Annotated in this window: 16 protein-coding genes; 3 read left to right on the forward strand and 13 right to left on the reverse strand. The window is 71.3% G+C overall.

The features are described 5' to 3' along the window. Nucleotides 1–18: 18 nt before the first annotated feature. On the reverse strand, nt 19–435 hold the full coding sequence (locus ACFXKZ_RS30870; RefSeq protein ID WP_380004529.1) for a hypothetical protein: 417 nt from the start codon (nt 433–435) through the stop codon (nt 19–21). A 181-nt stretch (nt 436–616) separates the two neighbouring features. Between ACFXKZ_RS30870 and ACFXKZ_RS30875 the strand changes: the two genes are divergently transcribed. Beyond that, nucleotides 617–3376, forward strand: a complete 2760-nt coding sequence (locus tag ACFXKZ_RS30875; protein ID WP_380004531.1) for a helix-turn-helix transcriptional regulator — start codon at nt 617–619, stop codon at nt 3374–3376. A gap of 145 nt (nt 3377–3521) precedes the next feature. On the opposite strand, the gene ACFXKZ_RS30880 is transcribed toward ACFXKZ_RS30875, so the two are convergent. The 9 genes from ACFXKZ_RS30880 to ACFXKZ_RS30920 form a co-directional block, all read right to left on the reverse strand. Then, a complete protein-coding gene (locus ACFXKZ_RS30880) occupies nt 3522–3791 on the reverse strand; it encodes a hypothetical protein (protein WP_380004533.1) in 270 nt (89 codons plus the stop codon). A gap of 108 nt (nt 3792–3899) precedes the next feature. Beyond that, entirely contained in the window at nt 3900–4550 is a 651-nt protein-coding gene (locus ACFXKZ_RS30885) for a hypothetical protein (RefSeq protein ID WP_380004535.1), read from the reverse strand. Then, complete coding sequence (locus tag ACFXKZ_RS30890) at nt 4547–4996, reverse strand: ester cyclase (protein WP_380004537.1); 450 nt, start codon at nt 4994–4996, stop codon at nt 4547–4549. The genes ACFXKZ_RS30885 and ACFXKZ_RS30890 overlap by 4 nt, the downstream gene beginning before the upstream one ends. Nucleotides 4997–5056: 60 nt before the next feature. After that, nucleotides 5057–5827 (reverse strand): SDR family oxidoreductase, encoded by a 771-nt coding sequence (locus tag ACFXKZ_RS30895; protein ID WP_380004539.1) that lies wholly within the window; start codon nt 5825–5827, stop codon nt 5057–5059. Between the two features lie 31 nt (nt 5828–5858). Further along, entirely contained in the window at nt 5859–6407 is a 549-nt protein-coding gene (locus tag ACFXKZ_RS30900) for a dinucleotide-binding protein (protein ID WP_380004541.1), read from the reverse strand. 190 nt (nt 6408–6597) lie between these two features. Continuing rightward, nucleotides 6598–7062: a MarR family winged helix-turn-helix transcriptional regulator gene (locus ACFXKZ_RS30905; RefSeq protein ID WP_380004543.1), complete on the reverse strand. Its 465-nt coding sequence runs from the start codon at nt 7060–7062 to the stop codon at nt 6598–6600. A 112-nt stretch (nt 7063–7174) separates the two neighbouring features. Further along, nucleotides 7175–8173, reverse strand: a complete 999-nt coding sequence (locus tag ACFXKZ_RS30910; protein WP_380004546.1) for an alpha/beta hydrolase — start codon at nt 8171–8173, stop codon at nt 7175–7177. A 63-nt stretch (nt 8174–8236) separates the two neighbouring features. Continuing rightward, on the reverse strand, nt 8237–9001 hold the full coding sequence (locus ACFXKZ_RS30915; protein WP_380004548.1) for a glucose 1-dehydrogenase: 765 nt from the start codon (nt 8999–9001) through the stop codon (nt 8237–8239). 57 nt (nt 9002–9058) lie between these two features. Next, nucleotides 9059–9991 (reverse strand): NADP-dependent oxidoreductase, encoded by a 933-nt coding sequence (locus ACFXKZ_RS30920; RefSeq protein WP_380004550.1) that lies wholly within the window; start codon nt 9989–9991, stop codon nt 9059–9061. Nucleotides 9992–10289: 298 nt separating this feature from the next. Here ACFXKZ_RS30920 and ACFXKZ_RS30925 point away from each other — a divergent pair, with 298 nt between their 5' ends. Beyond that, nucleotides 10290–13034, forward strand: coding sequence for an ATP-binding protein (locus ACFXKZ_RS30925; RefSeq protein ID WP_380004552.1), 2745 nt, complete (start codon nt 10290–10292; stop codon nt 13032–13034). A 51-nt stretch (nt 13035–13085) separates the two neighbouring features. On the opposite strand, the gene ACFXKZ_RS30930 is transcribed toward ACFXKZ_RS30925, so the two are convergent. Beyond that, on the reverse strand, nt 13086–13733 hold the full coding sequence (locus ACFXKZ_RS30930; protein WP_380004554.1) for a hydrolase: 648 nt from the start codon (nt 13731–13733) through the stop codon (nt 13086–13088). A gap of 359 nt (nt 13734–14092) precedes the next feature. Between ACFXKZ_RS30930 and ACFXKZ_RS30935 the strand changes: the two genes are divergently transcribed. Beyond that, nucleotides 14093–15070: a DUF2255 family protein gene (locus ACFXKZ_RS30935; RefSeq protein WP_380004556.1), complete on the forward strand. Its 978-nt coding sequence runs from the start codon at nt 14093–14095 to the stop codon at nt 15068–15070. A gap of 476 nt (nt 15071–15546) precedes the next feature. Here ACFXKZ_RS30935 and ACFXKZ_RS30940 read toward each other — a convergent pair whose 3' ends face one another. Next, on the reverse strand, nt 15547–16626 hold the full coding sequence (locus tag ACFXKZ_RS30940) for a lipocalin-like domain-containing protein (RefSeq protein WP_380004558.1): 1080 nt from the start codon (nt 16624–16626) through the stop codon (nt 15547–15549). 178 nt (nt 16627–16804) lie between these two features. Continuing rightward, the gene (locus ACFXKZ_RS30945; protein WP_380004561.1) at nt 16805–17842 is read right to left on the reverse strand and encodes a hypothetical protein; all 1038 of its coding nucleotides are present in this window, start codon (nt 17840–17842) and stop codon (nt 16805–16807) included. Nucleotides 17843–17866 lie beyond the last annotated feature (24 nt).

Here is a 17866-nt window from a genome sequence, read left to right on the forward strand (position 1 = left end):
TGCACGGTCGGTCGCGACCTACGCCGTCGGAGCCGGGCGACGCCGTCCGCACTGCAGCGTCGCGACCAGGACCACCCCGACCCGTTCCGGATCTCCCGCCTGCAGGTCGCCCTGGGCCTGGCCTTGGAGGATCAGGCCGCTCATCAGCTTGAACGGTGCCTTCGCCACCTCGGCGGCAGGGGTCGCCTCGGTCCGGTGCCGGCAGGTGAACATCAACTCAAGCAACGCGGCATTGTCGGTGGCGAACCGCGTGTACGTGGTCATCGTCGCGTGTACCCGCGAGGGGAAGTAGTCGCCCGCGCCCGCCAGGGCGGTGCGCAGCGCGGTGTCCAGTCGGGCGAATCCGGTCTCGGCGGGCGCGGCGAGCAGTGCCGGGAGGCCATCGGGGAAGTGCCTTTGCGGCGCGGTATGGCTAACCCCGAACGCGCGGGGCACCGAGGTCGCCCGACGCCTGTGGGACGTCTCCGAGGGACTCATCGGCGTCGCGCGTGCCGGCGCCAACTCCTCGGGCGCCGCGTCCCTGCCTCGCGAGCAGACCGGCCGTACCGCCTCCGATATCCGATGTACTCACCTCGAAGGCCTGGTCAGGGCGCCGTGCCGCAGGTTGACTTGCGCCATGGACGCATCGCTGATCGGCCGCGAGTACGACCTGGCGCGGCTCGCCGGGTTCCTGACCGACATACCGCGCGTCGGCGGCGCCTTGGTGGTGCTCGGCGAACCGGGCGTCGGCAAGTCCGCACTGCTCGCCACAGCGGCGCGCGAAGCCGAGGCTGCGGGAATGCGGGTGCTGCGGACTGCAGGAGTCCAGTACCGCGCCGAGGCCAGCTACGGGGCGTTGCGCCAGTTGCTGACGTCGACGCCGCAGATGCGGGAGGCCGTGGGACGGTACCCCGATCTCGCCGCGGCGCTCGGCCACAACCGCGACCCCGACCGCGGCACCGGCCACGAAGCCGTCACCGACGCCGTCGCGTTCCTGCTCGCGGAGCGCCCCGGAGGCCGGCCCACGCTCCTGGTCCTCGACGACGCCCAGTGGCTGGACCGGGCCAGTGCGGACGTCCTGGCCCAAGTCGCCCGGCGCTTGCTGGGCACCGGGGCCGGGATGGTGTCCGCGGCCCGCGCCGGAGAGGAGAGCTTCTTCGACCACAGCGGGCTCCCGCTTCTCGAGATCGGTCCGCTCAGCGAGGCCGCGTCGGAGGCGTTGCTGACCCTCCGCTTCCCGGCACTGGCACCACGGGTGAGGCGGCGTCTTATGGCCGACGCCGAGGGCAACCCGCTGGCGTTGTTGGAACTGCCGACCACCCTGACCGGCCCCCAGCAGGTGGCATCGCACGCGCTTCCGCGGCGCCTGCCGCTGACCCAGCGCCTGCAGGCGGCGTTCGCCTCCCGCATCAAGGGCCTGCCCGCGGCCACCCGGCATCTGCTGCTCGTCGCGGCGTTGGAGGGCAGCGGGAATGTGCAGGTCGTGCGGCGGGCCATGGCCGGCGGCATGAGGCACTGTGCGGCGGCCGAACGGGTCGGGCTCGTCCACACCGATGTGGCCGCCGGGCGCCTGGAGTTCCGGCACTCACTCATGCGCTCGGCCGTCGTGGAACTGTCCACCGGGGAGCAGCGCCGCAGCGTGCACCGTGCGCTCGCGAAGGCCTGGATCGGCGTCCCCGAGCAGCGCACCTGGCATCTCGCCCAGGCCGCGGTCGAACCCGACGAACAGATCGCGGCCCTGCTCGAAGAGGTCGCCGACGTCAGCGCCGGACGCGGCGACGGGCCCAGCGCGGTGGCGGCGCTGGTGCGAGCGGCGGACCTGAGCCCGGAAGGGGCCGCGCAGGCCCGGCGCCTGGCCAAGGCCGCATACCGGGGGGCCACGCTCACCGGTAACCTGCGCGACGTACCCCGGCTGCTCGGCAACGCGCGCCAGGTCGCGCCCGACGCGGATTCGCTGCCCGCCGCCATCGCCACCGCGGTGTATCTGCTGAACAGCTACGGGGACATCGACACCGCGCACCGGGTGCTCGGTGGTGCGCTGGCCGTGCAGCGCAAGCCGTACGACCCGGGCGACGGCACACTGTTGGAGGCGATGGCCGCCTTGATGATGGTGTGCTTCTACGGCGGACGGGCCGAGCTGTGGCCGACCTTCGACGAGGCGCTGGCGAACTTCACCGCGGTGCCGGAGACGCTGGAGGTGACCCGGGCCACCTTCGGCGACCCCGTACGCGCCCGCCCCGCCGACTACGCCCGCCTCGACGCCGCGGTCGACGCCGTACTCGGCGCGGCGCTCGGCGCGTCGGATCCGCTGCAGGTCGTCCGGGTCGGCATCGCCGGATCGTACGTCGACCGCCTCGGCCCGCTGGAGGAGCCCCTGCGGCGCATCGGCTACGGCGAACGCTCCGCGGACAACGCCTTCCCCGCCATCCAGGCCCTGGTCCTGTTCTGCCACCAGGCCTGGTTCGCGGGCCGATGGGACGAACTGCGCACCGTCGCCCGCGACGTGCTGGACCTGTGCGAGGAGCACCAGTACTCGCTGCGCGCCTGGCCCGCGAAGTACCTTCTCGGCTCGGTCACCGCCGCGGCCGGCGACTTCCGGGCGGCACGGCAGCTCGCCGACCGGATGGACCAGTGGGCCGGATCCCGGCGCGCGCACACCGTCCGCTTCTACGCCGCCCACGTCCGGACCCTGATCGCGCTCGGCCAAGGGGACTTCGAGGCGGCGTACGGGCATGTGACGACCATCGCACCGGCCGGCTCGCTGCCGCCGTTCACCCGGAACGCGCTGTGGGTCTTCCAGGACGTCGTGGAGGCCGCGGTTCGCTCCGGGCGGCGCGAGGAGGCCCTTCGCCACATCCAAGCCGCCCGCGACGCCGGTTTGCACACCGTGTCGGCACGTATGAACTTCGTGATGGTCGGCGCCGAAGCCTTGGCCGCGGGGAACGACGCGGAAGCCGAACCCGCCTTCACCGCGGCCCTGTCGGTCGAAGGCCGCGAACGCTGGCCGTTCGACCTCGCCCGCATCCACCTCTACTACGGCGAACGACTGCGGCGCGGCCGCGCGCCGACCCGGGCCCGCGGGCACCTCGACACCGCCGCGCAGTTGTTCGCCCGACTCGGCGCCACACCCTGGGCCGACCGGGCAGCCAAGGAACTCCGCGCCTGCGGCGGCCCGACCCGAGGCCGCACCACCGGATCCAACGGCACCGTACTCACTCCCCAGCAACGGGAGATCGTCGGGCTGGCCGCGGCCGGACTGACCAACCGGCAGATCGCCGAGAAGCTGTTCCTGTCCCCGCGCACCGTCTCCACCCACCTGTATCAGGCGTTCCCCAAACTCGGTGTGACCTCGCGGGCCGGCCTGCGCGACGCGTTGGAACACCTGCACAACTCCTGACGCCCCTCCGGCCTCGGCCGACCTTGACGCAACACCACGCGGACCGGCGTGTCGTGCACCCGCGGAAGGCCCGGGTGGTCCGGGTGGCGGATCGCCGGCGGTCACGACACCGGCCTGTGGTTCGTGGTGGGTGTCGGGGCGAGGGTCACGACGGCGATCTCGCCCCCGGTTCTCCCGTGTCGGGGAAGGTCGGAGTGAGCAGGCCGGCGTCGGCCAGGCCTTGGAGCGCTGTACGCAGGAGGCCCGGTTCGACACGCAGGGCGGCGGCTGCGGCCGCCACCGGGAACGTCGCCGTCCGGGCGAGTTCCTGCCGCGGATCGGCGACCGGATCGACCAGCAGTCCGGCCGCGACGCGCCCGTTCACGACCTTCCCGGCCTGCCGGGCCCAGTCGGACGCCCGGTTCTCAACCGCCACGTCCGCACCGGCCCGGCACCGGATCCCCTGGCGGACCCGGTCGGCGGGGTCGTCCGGTGCCGCGATGCGGGCGGCGCGCGCCAGGCATGAGCGTGCCGCCGACGCCGCCTATGGTGAGAGTCGATCGAGGGTTGCGCGGGCCAGCAGCGGGGCGAGTTCGCGGCGTGCCTGTTGGGGGGTGACGACGTCTTCCGGAGCCAACTTCTCGTAGCGGTAACTCGCCGAGTCGACGTAGATGCGTTCACCGATGAGCTTGGGTTCGTCGGTGTACGCGAATATCTGGAAGATGTTGTAGTTCATCAGGTAGTGCGCGTCGGGGTCGGCGTCGATGTCGTGGTCGTGCAGGAACTCGCCGGGCACGATCTGTGCCCAGTATGCCTCGGTGGTGACACCGAAATCCTCGACGCACATGTTCATCGTCCGGGCGCCCATGACGTTGGACCGCGATTCCCAGGTCTTCCGGTAGAAGTCCTCGACGGCGGCCCTGCCGCTGAGAACCCGCACCGTGCCCCGGTCGCCGACGCGGTACTCGGGTACGGCAACCGTGAGTTCGGGGACCAGGAGCCGGTCCCAGTATCCGGACACTTCGAGGAGCAGGTGGCGGAGGTAGTTCTTCAGGATGGCCCGGTGAAGCGGCTTCTCTGTCCGCTCGAGGAACTTCTCGACGCTGCTTGGCCAATGGGTGACGTCGAACCGGGCGGGGACGTCCATGATGGTCATGGCGTCGTGGGTGGAGATCGACGACGGGCGGGCACTCATGTGGCGTCCGGCAGAGCGCCGAGCTGCTGCATGAGTGAGAACAGGTTCGCGACGCCCCAGTGCTCGGTGATCTTCCCGTCGCGGACCCGCATGGCGTCCACGGTCTCGAAGCTGATCCGCTTGCCGGTGGGTGCGATGCCGAGGAACTCGCCCTTGTGGGTGCCGTGATAGGTCTTGTAGGTCGTCACCAGGTCACTGTCGGCCGCCTGCCAGTGGATGTCCGCGTGGAAGTCGGGGAAGGCCTCGCGGAGCACTTGGTAGAGCTCGCGTGCCCCGGCCTTGTCGGGGGTACGTCCCGGCTGAGGCGTGTGGTCCAGGAAGTCGTCGGCGAACAACTCGTCGAAGAGGGCGAAGTCGCCGCCGCCCTGTACCTCCTCGGTGTTGCGACGGACGACAGCCTTGGCGGCCTCGCTCAGTTCGTCTGCGGTCGGTTCGTTGTCGCTCATCGAGATTCCTTCGCGGTGAGGCGCCGGTGGGTCCAGGGGGGCACACGTCGGGCACAGTCGTCAGATCACCGAGGTCAGCCCGCCGTCGACGACGAGTGCCGTCCCGGTCACATAACTCGACAGATCCGATCCGAGATACGCGACGGCGTCACCGATCTCGGACGGCTGCCCCAAACGTCGCAGCGGAGTCCGCTGCCGGAACCCGTCGGCGGCGTGCGCGATGTCGGGTGTGGACCGGAGCAGGTGGGTGTCGATGGTGCCGGGGCAAACGGCGTTGACCCGGATGCCGTCGGGGCCCAGGGCGTCGGCCAGGGACTTGGCCATCAGGATGATGCCGCCTTTGCTGGTCGAGTAGGCGACGGTGAATCCGGCGCCGACCAGTCCGCCCATGCTGGCCATCAGCACGATGCTGCCTGGTGTCGCCCGGGCCTTCATCCGCCGTGCCGCGGCCTGCGCGCCGAACAGCACACCATCGAGATTGACGGCCATCAGGCGGCGGTAGTCCGCTTCGGTGACGTCGGCGCCGTCCGACCCGAGTGTGATTCCGGCGTTGCACACCATCACGTCGACCCCGCCGAACTCGCCCGCAGCGTCCACCAGGGTGTCCGCGTCGGTGCGTCGGGTGACGTCGGTGGTGACGAAACGCGCCGGGACGCCCAGGGCTTCGATCGCGTCGACGGTGGGCTCGCCACCTTCGCGCGGGGTCTCGGTGAGGTCGGCGACGATCACTGCCCTCGCGCCGTGTCGGGCCGCCGCGACGGCAATGGCGCGGCCGATCCCGCTCGCCGCGCCGGTGACCACGACGACCTTGCCTGCCAGGATGTCGCTCATCGTGCTCCCTGGGTGTGGTGACGGAGGCGGTTCACAGCTCGCCCGGACGCCCGTACCGGTAGAAGAGGGGGCCGAGTTGCCCGGCCAGCGCGCGGGTGAGCCCGGAACCGTCCTCGAGCAGGCGGGCTCCGGGATCCAGGTCACCGACGAAAACGGGGTCGTAGCCGGCGTCTCGGATCAGTTGTTCGGTGGTCTCCCTCGCAGCCGCGTCGGCGGCGAAGAGATTGCTCGGGCGAACGCGCTGTGCCTGGATCCGGTCGTACGTCGCGGCGAAGTTCGTCGAGAACGACTTCGCGGTCGGCCCTCCGACGATCGACTTCACCTGGTGGGACAGCGAGGGAAAGGTGTCGTCCCGCGGCCCGTAGAGATTGCAGGCGTCGATGGTCACCTGTCCTGCCAGCCCGGACACCCGTGCCAACGCGTCGGCGATCGCCGGGCCCGGCACCGCGACCACCAGCACGTCGGCCCCCGCCGCGTCGCCGCCGTCGCGGTCCAGCCCGGTGACCTCGTGGCCGGCTTTCGCCCACAGCCGGGCCAGACCGCCCCCGACGTGTCCTCGCCCCACAACGGTGATCTTCATGCCCACTCCTCACGTAGGTCTGCCGCGTCCGACACTCGCAGCGCGGTGGGACGTCTCGCATCGGCGAAGATCGCCTAACGGGGTTACGTAGAGTCGGTCCAGGGTGCGGTGCGCCGTGTCGGGGGCCGGGCCTCGGCGCCGCGATCAGCCGCGCGAAGGAGCGCGTGAACGAGCCGGCGGAGCGCGCCGTTCAGTCCGTGTCGCGCGAGAGGGCGGCGAGGAGCCGGTCCAAGAGCACATCCAGCGCTTCGACGTCGTCGGCGGAGAGTGGGTCGAAGAAGTAGCGGCGGACGGTCTCGACGTGCTCGGGGGCGGCGGCCTCGATTGCGGCCCGGCCCTTGGGGGTCATGCGCACCATCGAGCCGCGCGCGTCGTCCTCGCACGGCTCGCGGGCGACCATGCCGCGTGTTTCCATCCGGCTGATCTGATGCGACAGCCGGCTGCGTTCCCAGCCCAGTTCCGCCTGGAGCTCCCGGGCCCGCAGGATGTCGCCCGGTGACTCGGACAGGGGGACGAGCACCGCGTAGTCGGCCCCGGACAGGTCGGAGTCGCGCGCGAGCTGTCGGTCCAAGGCGCTTTGCAGCTCGCGCCGCAGGTCCCGGTACTTTTTCCAGACGGCGGCCTCACGCACGTCGAGCCAACGCGGTTCGTTCATGAGGCCATTCTCCGGGTGCGTGGTTCACGGGTCCCGAAATCGTAGCGGGGCGATCGTCAAGCGGCCTCACCCGTGGTGCCCGACGACGACGGTCGTGCAGGACCGCACACGGCTACAGGACTCGGCGCAGCCAGCGCAGCCGCGCCGTGTGCGCGGCCCTGGACAGTGCCGCGCCGGGCACCATGGCGTCGAAGCCGTGGAATCCGCCCGGCCACACGTGCAGTTCGGCGTCACCGCCTGCCTGCCAGAAGCGGGACGCGTGCGCGACGACCTCGTCCCGAAACGTCTCCGCGGAGCCGACGTCGATGTACATCGGAGGCAGGCCCGACAGGTTCGTGGCTCGTGCCGGCGCCGCGTATGGGGAGACGTCGGGGCCGCCGCGTGCCTGTCCGAGGAGTGCGGTCCAGCCGGTGTCGTTCGACATGCGGTCCCACATGCCGAGGCCGGCCATCTGGATGCCCGACAGCGAGTTGTTGTGGTCGTCGAGCATCGGGCAGGCGAGGAGTTGTCCGGCGAGGCGTGGGCCGCCGCGGTCCCGAGCCATGAGCGTGGCGGCGGCGGTGAGAGCGCCTCCCGCGCTGGCGCCGGCCGCCACGAGGCGGTCCGGGTCGACGCCGATGTCCGCCGCGTGGTCCGCGACCCAGAGCAGTCCCGTGTACACGTCCTCGATCCCGGCCGGGTAGGGGTGTTCCGGGGCGAGCCGGTATTCGACCGAGACCAGGACGACTTCGAGTTCCTGCACCCAGTCGAGCATTTCGCCGATGAGGTTGCGGTTGTCGCCGAAGACCATGCCGCCGCCGTGCGTGAAGTACACGGCGGGCCTGGGGCCGGTCGCGGCACGTGGGCGGCAGATCAGCAGCGAGACGTCGGGTGCGCCGAACGGCCCTGGTATCCGGCGTTCCTCCACCACGATCGCCCCGCCGCGCGCCAGATCCTCGTCCGAGGGCCTCTGGCGGGCGGCGGACGCACGGACGGAGGAGATCATGGACGGCAGGATCGTCGGCGGCAGGACGTCCGCCAATGAGGCGAGCGCGGGAACGAGTTCCGGGTCGAAGGGCGGCGGCGGTCCGGGGGTCGCGGTCCGGGGTTCACGTGGGGCGATGGACGTCATCGGTTCTCCTCGGCGGGTTCGTGAGGCGGCTTTGGCCGGGTGGCCGGGGCATCGGACCGGCAATCAGTGGGCTGTCTGGCCGCCGTCGACCACGTGCACGCCTCCGGTGGTGAACGACGCCAGTGGGGAGCAGAGGAAGAGCATCGTCCCGGCGATCTCGTCCGGTTGGGCGGCGCGGCCCATCTGTGAGGCGGCAAGGACGATGTCGCGCTTGGCCGGGTCGTCCAGCCACGGCTGCGTCATCTGCGTCTGGACCAGCCCGGGCGCGATTGCGTTGACGCGGATCCCGGCGCGTGCGTAGTCGGTCGCGGCGGCTTTGGTGAGTCCGACGACGCCGTGCTTGGCCGCGACGTAGGGGGCCATGCCCGGATCGGCGATGACGCCGGCGATCGACGCGGTGTTGACGATGGCGCCACCGCCGTTCGCGGCCATGTGGGCGATCTCGTACTTCAGGGCGAGGAAGACACCCTTGAGGTCGACGGCGATGGTCTTGTCCCAGTCGCCCTCGCTCTGCTCGGCCGGCGGCCCGGTCGGCGGGAGTACCCCGGCGTTGTTGAACGCGACATGCAGACCCCCATACGTCTCCACGGTCGTTCGCACGAGGTTCTCCGCATCGGCCGCCACCGTGACATCGGTGGGGACGAACAGGCCGGTGCCGCCGTTCTTTTCGATCAGTTGCAGGGTCTCGGCGCTGCGCGGGTCGACATCGCCGACGACCACGGTGGCACCTTGGCGTGCGAAGGCGAGTGCCGTGGCCCGGCCGATGCCGGTCGCACCGCCGGTGACCAGGGCGACCTTGCCGCTGAAGTCGAGAAGCGGTTCGGGCATGGGGTGGTGGCTCCTTACTGACGAAAGGCACAAAGGACGTGTCGGAACGGGGAGGACTCAGAAGATGACGACGGCTTTGCCGCGCAGGTGGAGCGTGGGGAAGTCGACCACCGCGCGTCGCACATCGGTGAAGGCGTACGTGGTCGCGACCTCCACGCGTAGGCGCCCGTCCACGGCTTGGGCGGCGAAGTCGTCGAGGCGGCCCGGGGGTTGGGTGATCCCGACGTACGCGGCCGCCACGTCCCGGTCGAACGCCGCAGGACCGCCGAGCGGCGAGACGAGCAGCCCGCCGGGCCGGGCCGCGGCGGCCGACCCGGCGAGCGCGGGGCCGGCCCGGGCCAGGTCGATCACCACGTCGACGCCCCCCGGAACCATCCGGTGCGCCTCCTCGGCGACTTTCATGCGGGTGTAGTCGATGAAGTGGTCCGCGCCGAGCCTGCGGACGAACTCCTCGTCCTCGAGCCGGCCCGTGCCCAGCACGGTGATGCCCGCCTGCTTGGCCAACTGGATCGCGTAGGTGCCGATCCCGCCCGAGGCTCCGACGATGAGCAGGGTGCCGCCGGACAGGACGTTCGCGGTGTCGAGGAGCGATCCGGCGGTGAGGGATCCGGTGGGCAGCGCCGCCCCCCGTACCGTGTCGAGGCCGGCCGGGCGTGGGGCCGTTCCCGGCGCGTCGTCGACCAGGACGTACTCGGCCAACGCGCCGGAGGGCACCCCGTTCCAGGCGATGATCGCGTCCCCGACCCCGAACCGGGTGACGTTCTCGCCGACAGCCTCCACCACGCCGCTGATGTCGATGCCCGGGACGAACGGGTGGTCGACCGGCAGGGCGTCGCGCATGGCACCGGTGATCAGCACCGTGTCCGCGGGGTTGAGGGCGACCGCCTCGGCGCGCACCAGGATCGTCCCGGGGCCGGGGGTGGGCTTGGGGACGTCTTCGACGGCCAGATCCTCCAACGGGCCGTACGACCGGGCGACCAGGGCTTTCACATCTGCCTCCGTGGATTTTGGGGTCCGCGCGAGGACACACGGACAAGATCGTCCTTTCATTGACACGTCAACAAACAGAATGGGACTCTGGGAGGACACCGACTCGCGTTGCATCGGGTAACGACGGAAGGAGCCCCATGGCCAAACTCGCAGGCAGGGACCGCGTTCGCGTCGGTGGAACCCACCTAGACAGCCGACCGGGCGGCACGCCGACCGGTGCCCTCGTCTCGGGCGACAGGCGGTGCGCACCCGGCTCCCGGCCGGTCGGCCCCGACGAGCACACCGAACGGACGCACTGATGCGAGGATCCCGTCCGCGGCCCGACCGCCCGGGGCTGCTCGGCCGACGACGCGAATCGGAAACGCTGGACCTGCTGCTCGACGGCGTCCGGTCCCGGCGCGGCGGTGCGCTGGTGGTGCGGGGAGAGCCGGGCATAGGCAAGACCGCCCTCATCGCCCACGCCCAGGCGGCGCCGGGCCTGCGGGTGCTACGTGCCGTAGGCGCCGAGTTCGAGTCGGAACTCGCGTTCGCCGCCCTCCACCAGCTCTGCGGCCCGACGCTGCGGTGGCAGGAACGGCTGCCGAAACCGCAACGTGAGGCACTCGACACGGCGTTCGGGCGGACCGGGAGCGGCTTACCGAACCGCTTCCACGTCGGCCTGGCGATGCTCAACCTCCTCGCCGAGGCGGCGGCCGAACAGCCCGTGCTGTGCGTCATCGACGACGCACAGTGGCTCGATCAGGCCTCGACGCAGGCATTGGCCTTCGTCGCGCGCCGGGTACAGGCGGAGCCGGTGGCCCTGCTGTTCGCCGAACGCGACACGGGCGGCCGCCACGAACTGGCCGGTCTGCCCGAGCTGATGCTCCACGGCCTGGCCGACGAAGACGCGCGGCGACTCCTCAAGTCGCAGATCCACGCGCCCCTGGACCGGGCCGTACGCGACCGCATCATCGCCGAGGCACACGGCAACCCGCTGGCCCTCCTCGAACTTCCCCACACCGCCGACCTCGCGGGCGGCTTCGCGCTCCCCGCGGCGGCGCCCGCCTCGGGGAAAGTGGAGGCGAGCTACCGGGCCAGACTGGCCGAACTCCCCGTCGAGACACGGACCCTGCTCCTGATCGCGTCGGCCGAGCCGACCGGCAGCCCGATCCTCCTGCATCGGGCCGCCGAGCAGCTCGGCGTCCCCGACGACGCGGTGACGCTCGCCGAGGAGACCGGCCTGGTGGCCATCGGCGGCCGGGTGCGGTTCCGCCACCCGCTGGTGCGCTCGACCGTCTACCGGTCCGCGGCTCTCGACGACCGTCGCGTGGTCCACCGCGCCTTGGCCGATGCCATCGCGGAAGGCGAGCCCGACCGCAAGGCGTGGCACCACTCGCAGGCCGCCTGCCGGCCGGACGAGGACCTCGCCGCCGCGCTGGAACGATCGGCCGACCGTGCCCAGGCCCGCGGCGGCGTCGCCGCGGCGGCGGCCTTCCTGGAGAGGGCCGCGGAGCTGACGCCCGACCCCACCCGCCGCGCGGTGCGTGCCGTCGTCGCGGCACGGGCCAAACGCGACAGCGGCGCCACCGACTCCGCGCTGTCCCTCCTGGCCGTAGCGGAGGCCGGACCTCTCGACGATCGCCGGCGGGCAACCGTGGAAACGCTGCACGCGCGCATCGCGTTCGACCGGAACCGGGACGACGTCGCGGTCGAGAAGCTGCTCGGGGCGGCCCGGCTCATGGCGCCGCTCGACGCCGTGGTGGCTCGGGAGACCTTCCTCGAAGCCTTCGCCGCGGCCGTATTCGTCGGTCGGTTCACCACCGGGCAACGCATGCTCGACATCGCCGAGACCGCCCACGCCATGAGCCCCACCCCGCCCGAAATGCGCCCCCTCGACCGGCTGCTCGACGGATTGACCGCCCAGGTCAGACACGGGTACGTCGAGGCGGTGCCGGAATTGCGCCGGGCCGTGGAGGTCTACCGGCGCGGTGCGGGGCGCGACACCTGCGACGTGGGCCAGCTGTGGGCGGCCTGCGGCCCGGCGATGGACCTGTGGGACGACGCGGCGTGGCGGACACTGGCCACCCGCCAGCTCGAACTGGTCCGCGGCGCGGGCATGCTGGCCGAACTCCCCGTGGCCCTGAGCTACCGTGCCCTCGCGCACGTCCACGCCGGCGAGTTCGCCGACGCCGCGGCGCTGGTCGACGAGGCGCACACGATCGCGGCGGAGGTCGGCACCCCGGCCATGCTCCACGTCGACGTCACCGTGGCCGCGTGGCGCGGCGACGAGGAACGCACCACCCGACTCGCCGACATCGCCACCCGCGACGCCACCGCGCGCGGCGAGGGAAGGCTCCTCAGCGCGACGGAATACGCCCGGACCGTACTGCTCAACGGCCTGGGCCGCTACGACGCGGCCCTCGAGGCGTGCCGAGCGTGCGCCGACCTCGACGAGATCAGCTTCCACGCCTGGATACCGGTGGAGTTCATCGAGGCGGCGACGCACGCCGGACGTCCCGACCTGGCGGAGCCCGTCATGAAGGTCCTGTCCGAGCGCACGGCCGCGAGCGGCACCGACTGGGCGCTCGGGACCGAGCTCCGCTCGCGGGCCCTGCTCACCGAGGGCCCGGCCGCCGACGAGCTGTACCGGGAGTCGATCGAGTATCTGGTCCGCAGCGAGGGCGCGCCACTCCTGGCGCGTACCCGGCTGGTGTACGGCGAATGGCTGCGCCGCGAGGGCCGGCGGTCCCAGGCGCGGGTGGAGTTGCAGGCGGCGTACGAGCAACTGACCGCTGTCGGAGCTGCGGCGTTCGCGGGACGGGCCGCCCGAGAGCTCGCCGCGACCGGCGCACGCGCGCGGAAACGGGTGGGCGGCGCGCCGCGCCGGCTCACCGCGCAGGAGTTCCGGATCGCCCGGCTGGTGGCCGGCGGCGCGACGTCGAAGGAGGTGGGTACGCAGTTGTTCCTGAGCCCGCGCACGATCGACGCCCACCTGCGAAACATCTTCGACAAGCTCGGCATCACCTCGCGTCGCCAACTCCGCGACCTGCCGCTGACCACGTGACCACGGTGGGCGGCGTCCGAGCGCCGCCCACCGCGCCCCGCGTACGGTTTGTCAGTCCTTGTCCAGGAGTTGAAGCTCCCAGGCCAGGCTGGTGCCGAAGCTGCCGCCGTGGTCGAACATGATCCGGCTCATCCCGGGAACGGTCGCCTCGCGCGCCCAGTCGCGCTGCCATTCCGCGATGACGGTCCCGGCGGTCGTCGGGATGACGCCGGCCTGGATCATGCGCTGCACCCCGCGTTCGTGCGCCTCGACGGTCGTCGCGCCGGATGCGTCCGTCACGGCGTAGACCCGGTAGCCGTCGGCCATGGCGTGGATCGCCGGGAAGGCGAGGCAGATGTCCGTCCACAGGCCGGCTATGAGGAGGTCCTTGCGGCCGGTGGCGGCGACGGCGTCCACCACCCGCTGGTCCTCCCAGGTGTTGATCGTGGTGCGGTCGATCGGCTTCTGGTCGGGGAAGACGTCCTGGATCTGCCGGATGATCCGACCGCCCCGGTCCTCGACGACGGTGCTCAGGATCGTCGGGACGTCGAACAGCTTGGCGCCCTTCGCCAGGGCGGTGACGTTGTTGACCACCAGGGTGGGGTCCATGCTGTGCATCCCGGCGAACTGCGCGCCTTGGTGGTCGATCAGCAGAAGGACCGACCTCTCGGGTGTGAGCAATGCGTCCAAGCCGGTGTAGGTGACGTCGTTGGCTGCCATGTGAGTCTCCGGTATCGCTGGTTCCCCGAGGAGCCGATCGGCCCTCGCCGTACCAAAAGCTCGCATCGCGACGCGCGGCCTCGCATCGGCGATGGCCACCTACCCGCGCGCTACGTACCCACCCGCTCCGGAGGGGACAGGGTCTGCCGAGGCGGGGATAGGCGACTGTCGCCGACGCGACACCGTGGCAACGGCGGCAGCCTGGGATTACTCGCCGCCATCACGTCCAGGAGACGAACATGACTGCACCACCCTCGGTCGACCCGCCGTCCCACTTTCGGAGCGAGACGTCCCGGGGGCAAGCGGGTGTGCCTGCCGGGGGACGCCGCGGACACGCGAGCCCGTGGAGGAGATGAGTCGTGGACGACGCCACTGAACTCGGCGGCCACCACGAGATATCGATCCATACCCGCAGAGGTGACGGATCCTGGGCAGCTCAGCCCCTCTGGATCGTCACTGTGGACGGCGAAGCCTACGTTCGGTCCGCGTTCGGGGCACGGAGCATCTGGTACCGGCGGGTGCGTCAGGGCGCCGAGGTTCGCATCGAAGCGGACGGCGAGGTGCTGTCCGTCCTGCTCGAACCGGTCGGCGACCGCGAATTCAACCAACGCGTCTCGGACGCGTACCGAGCCAAATACGGTCCCGTCTGGCCCGGCCCGGTGGGGAACCTCGTGGACGCCAAGGCCGGTACGACCACGCTGCGCATCGCCCTCGGTACGCCGCAATCCATCCGCCGATTCGGGGTGTTCGGCGCGGCGAGGTCGCCCCGAAAGCATGAACACCGGTCGACCGCCTCTTCCTCCGGGGAGGTCGACCTGCTGATCGCCCGCCGGGTCGAGCCGGGCCACGAGGCGGAGTTCGAGCGCTGGGCGCACGGCATACTCTCGGCCGCGGCCGAATTCCCCGGCCACCTCGGCTACGGACTCTTTCGCCCGAGGAAACCCGGTGAACCCTGGTACGTCGTCCACCGCTTCCTCAGTGCCGAGGCCCAGGAAAGCTGGCATCGCTCGCCCGAGCGCGCCCACTGGTTCTCCCGTGCCGACGGCCACCACACCGAAGTCGACCGACGGCGGCTGACCGGCTTGGAGACGTGGTTCACGGCGCCGGATTCCTTCCGAGCACCACCTCCCCGCTGGAAAATGGCGGTCACCGCCACCATCGGGATCTTCCCGATCTCCTTGTTCGCGGGCATGACGCTGCAACCCGCGCTCGCGCCCGTCCCGGTCATCGCCCGAACAGCGCTGATCGCCGCGGTATTCAGCCTGGCGATGACGTACGCCGTCATGCCCGTCCTCACCCGCGTGCTCCGACGTTGGCTGACCCACGGAAGAGACTGAACCGTGAGCTACACCCCGTGACCGCGGGCCGAGCGTAGTAACCGCACCCGTTTCCGGATCCGCCGTACATGTTTGGGTCGGCCGGGCGAGGCCGTGTTCATGTGCCTTGGCAACGAGGTCGATTCACGACGCGACGAGCAGGAGCGTGGTTGTTCGCCGAGCGCTTGCTGATGGTCGACTGAACCGACACGCGCACTTCCCGGCCCTGACCCGGACTTACGGGTGGTGACCGATGTTGCCGGAACCCGCAGGCGGGCCGGCCGGTCCGCGTACAGGCGGGCCGGCCGGTGGTTCGAGGTGGGGTCGGTGGTTCAGCCGCCCATGCCCGTTGCCGCGTTCAGCAGGGCGGTCGAGGGGTCGTCGGCGTCGAGGGAGTGGACGTCCACCAGCCTCCGAAACGAACCGGGTTCTCGTGCTTGGAGTGCGGCCCGGGGCGACCCGCCGGGTGGGGGTCTGCGCGGGGCGTTGGGTGTGTTCTACGTCCAGCGGCCGAACTGTTCGACGTAGGCGTCGCCGGTGACCGGGTGTCCCTGGTAGGTGCCGCGGACCGTGGCGTCGGCCTCGTTGATTCCGGGGGTGAAGGGCTGGTTGGCCTGGATCTCCTGGAGGACGGGCCTGACGGTCACGACGAGCCTGGTGTTCAGGGTGGGGATCGTGACGGTCCACTGGCCGGCGTAGCGCTGGCCGGTGGTGGGGCTGGTCTCGAAGCGGGTGGCCTGCGGGGCGAGCGGGTCGACGGAGACGACGCGGTGCGTGCCGTCGGGGCTGAGCACGGTGGCCCAGTGCTTCTCGCCGTTGGTGTCGAACATGTCCCACAGGTTGAGGACCTGGCCGTTGTCGAGGTGGACGGCCATCCAGGTCCACTTGTGCAGGGTGTCCCAGCTCCAGTTGCCCCACTGGCGGTCGAGCCAGGAGATGCCGGTGACGCGACTGGTCGCGCCGTCGAGGGTGAGGGTGCCGGTGGTGTGCAGGTTGGGCAGCGAGTAATAGTAGCTCGCGGCGTCGAGGAAGGGGAACAGGCCGGTCCCGTTGTCGTAGAGGGTGGGGCCGACGGCCTTCAGGGTGAGGTCCAGGGTGCCGCGGTGCTGGGGCAGTTCGGCTTTGAGGTGCATGGCGTCCATCGGGCCGGACAGCGACGCGTTCGGCATGCGCACGTCCAGCTCGGTGGCGGAGGCGCTGAACTGGTCGGCCGTGAAGGCCTTCTGCTCGGAGGTGTACGCGCCGGTGGCCTCGTCGGTGATGGAGATCTGCGTGATCCCCCTGCGGCTGAGCTGGACCTCGTAGCCGTACTTGTGGCCGCCGGCCTGGAAGTGCCCAACGGTGTACCACCATTCCTGCTTGGCGGCCGGGTGGGCTGCCTGGTCGGCGGGCAGGTGGACGAAGGTGGGGAAGCCGGGGTCGTCGGCCGGGCCGGGCCGCGACGCGCCTTGCGTGGTGGTGTGCGCGGGGGTGTTCGCGGCGTCGGCGGCCGCGGGGATGGCGAGGGCGCCTGCGGCGGCGAGGGCGACGGCGATCGCCAGGGCCCTGCATCCGTGGATCCGGTGCGTGGTGGACACGGTGGTCTCCTCCCGTGAAGGTGCTTCTGGTCCTGCGGTGTGTTGCGTGCGCTTGCCCGGCGGGTCGGCCGTCCGGGTTTGTGGGGCCGCCCTTGGACTGGGCGGGGGCGTGCCGGCATGAGGTGCTGTCCGCGGTCGCTGACGTGCGGACGGCGCGGGTGGGGTGGGGCGGGTGCGGTCAGCCTGTCTGCGGCGCGGCGTCGCGTGCTGCGCGGTCACGCAGGATCTCGGCGAGGCGGACGGCCTGCTCGTCGACGGCCTGGGGTCCGTTGCCGGTCAGCAGGTTGCGTTCGGCGTCCCAGACGACCTTGGCGGCGGAGGGGTTGAGGGTGAGGCTGACGTCGTAGCCGGCGTCCTTGAGGGCGACGTCGACGTAGTAGGGCAGGCGGGTGCTCTGGCCGGGGACCTTCGGGTACCCGGACGCGAGCATTACCTTCTCGCCGTACTTGGGGACGGTGGTGATGTGGGCGCCCTTGAACGGGTGGTCGGGGTCGGTGGTGACCTTGCCGTCGGCGTCGACCCGGTACTGCGCCGAGGTCAGGGCGACGGGGGCGTGGCAGATCAGGGAGACGGGGACGTCGGCCTCGCGGAGGGTGTTGAGGAGTTCGCCCATCCACGGGTTGTCGTGGAAGTCGACCATCGGGGCGTGGCCGCCGGGCATGTGCACGAACGCCAGGTCCGCGAGGGAGAAGTCGGACGCGGGGTCGCGGTGGCGTTCGAGGAGCTGCCGGATGGACAGGTATTCGCGCTGCGGCGACGCCTCCAGGCCGGCGGCGACGTCGCCGCGGACGGAGACGGCTTCCGGGTCGGTCTTCGGGAGCGGCTCGGAGACCGGGATGCGGCCCAGGAGGCGGCGGGCGAGGGCGAGTTCGCTCTCGCGGCGCTGGAGCAGGCCGGGGTTCTTCGCGCGCATCTTCTCGGGGCCGAACCGCTCGACGCCGGTCTGGATGGTGGTGCGGGCGGTGGCCGGGCCGAGGCCGGCGGCGGCGTGGAAGTTGAGGGCGAGTCCGTTGACGTCCAGCTGCGGCAGCTCGCCGTCCGGGGTGGCCAGGATGAAGTCGTAGTCGTCCTCGAACCGGGCCATCACGGCGGCGAGCTCGACAAGGAAGAACCCGGTCGGTATCCCGGGGTGGTCGGCCGGCGCGGCGAGCGGGAGCCGGCGTGCCGACGACAGGACGATCAGGGCTTTGGGCCGCGGGGTGGTCGCGTCGGTCATGGTCTTTCCCTCTCTGGGAGTGGT

The sequence above is a fragment of the Embleya sp. NPDC059237 genome (assembly GCF_042754105.1).
In the GTDB taxonomy this organism is placed as follows: domain Bacteria; phylum Actinomycetota; class Actinomycetes; order Streptomycetales; family Streptomycetaceae; genus Embleya.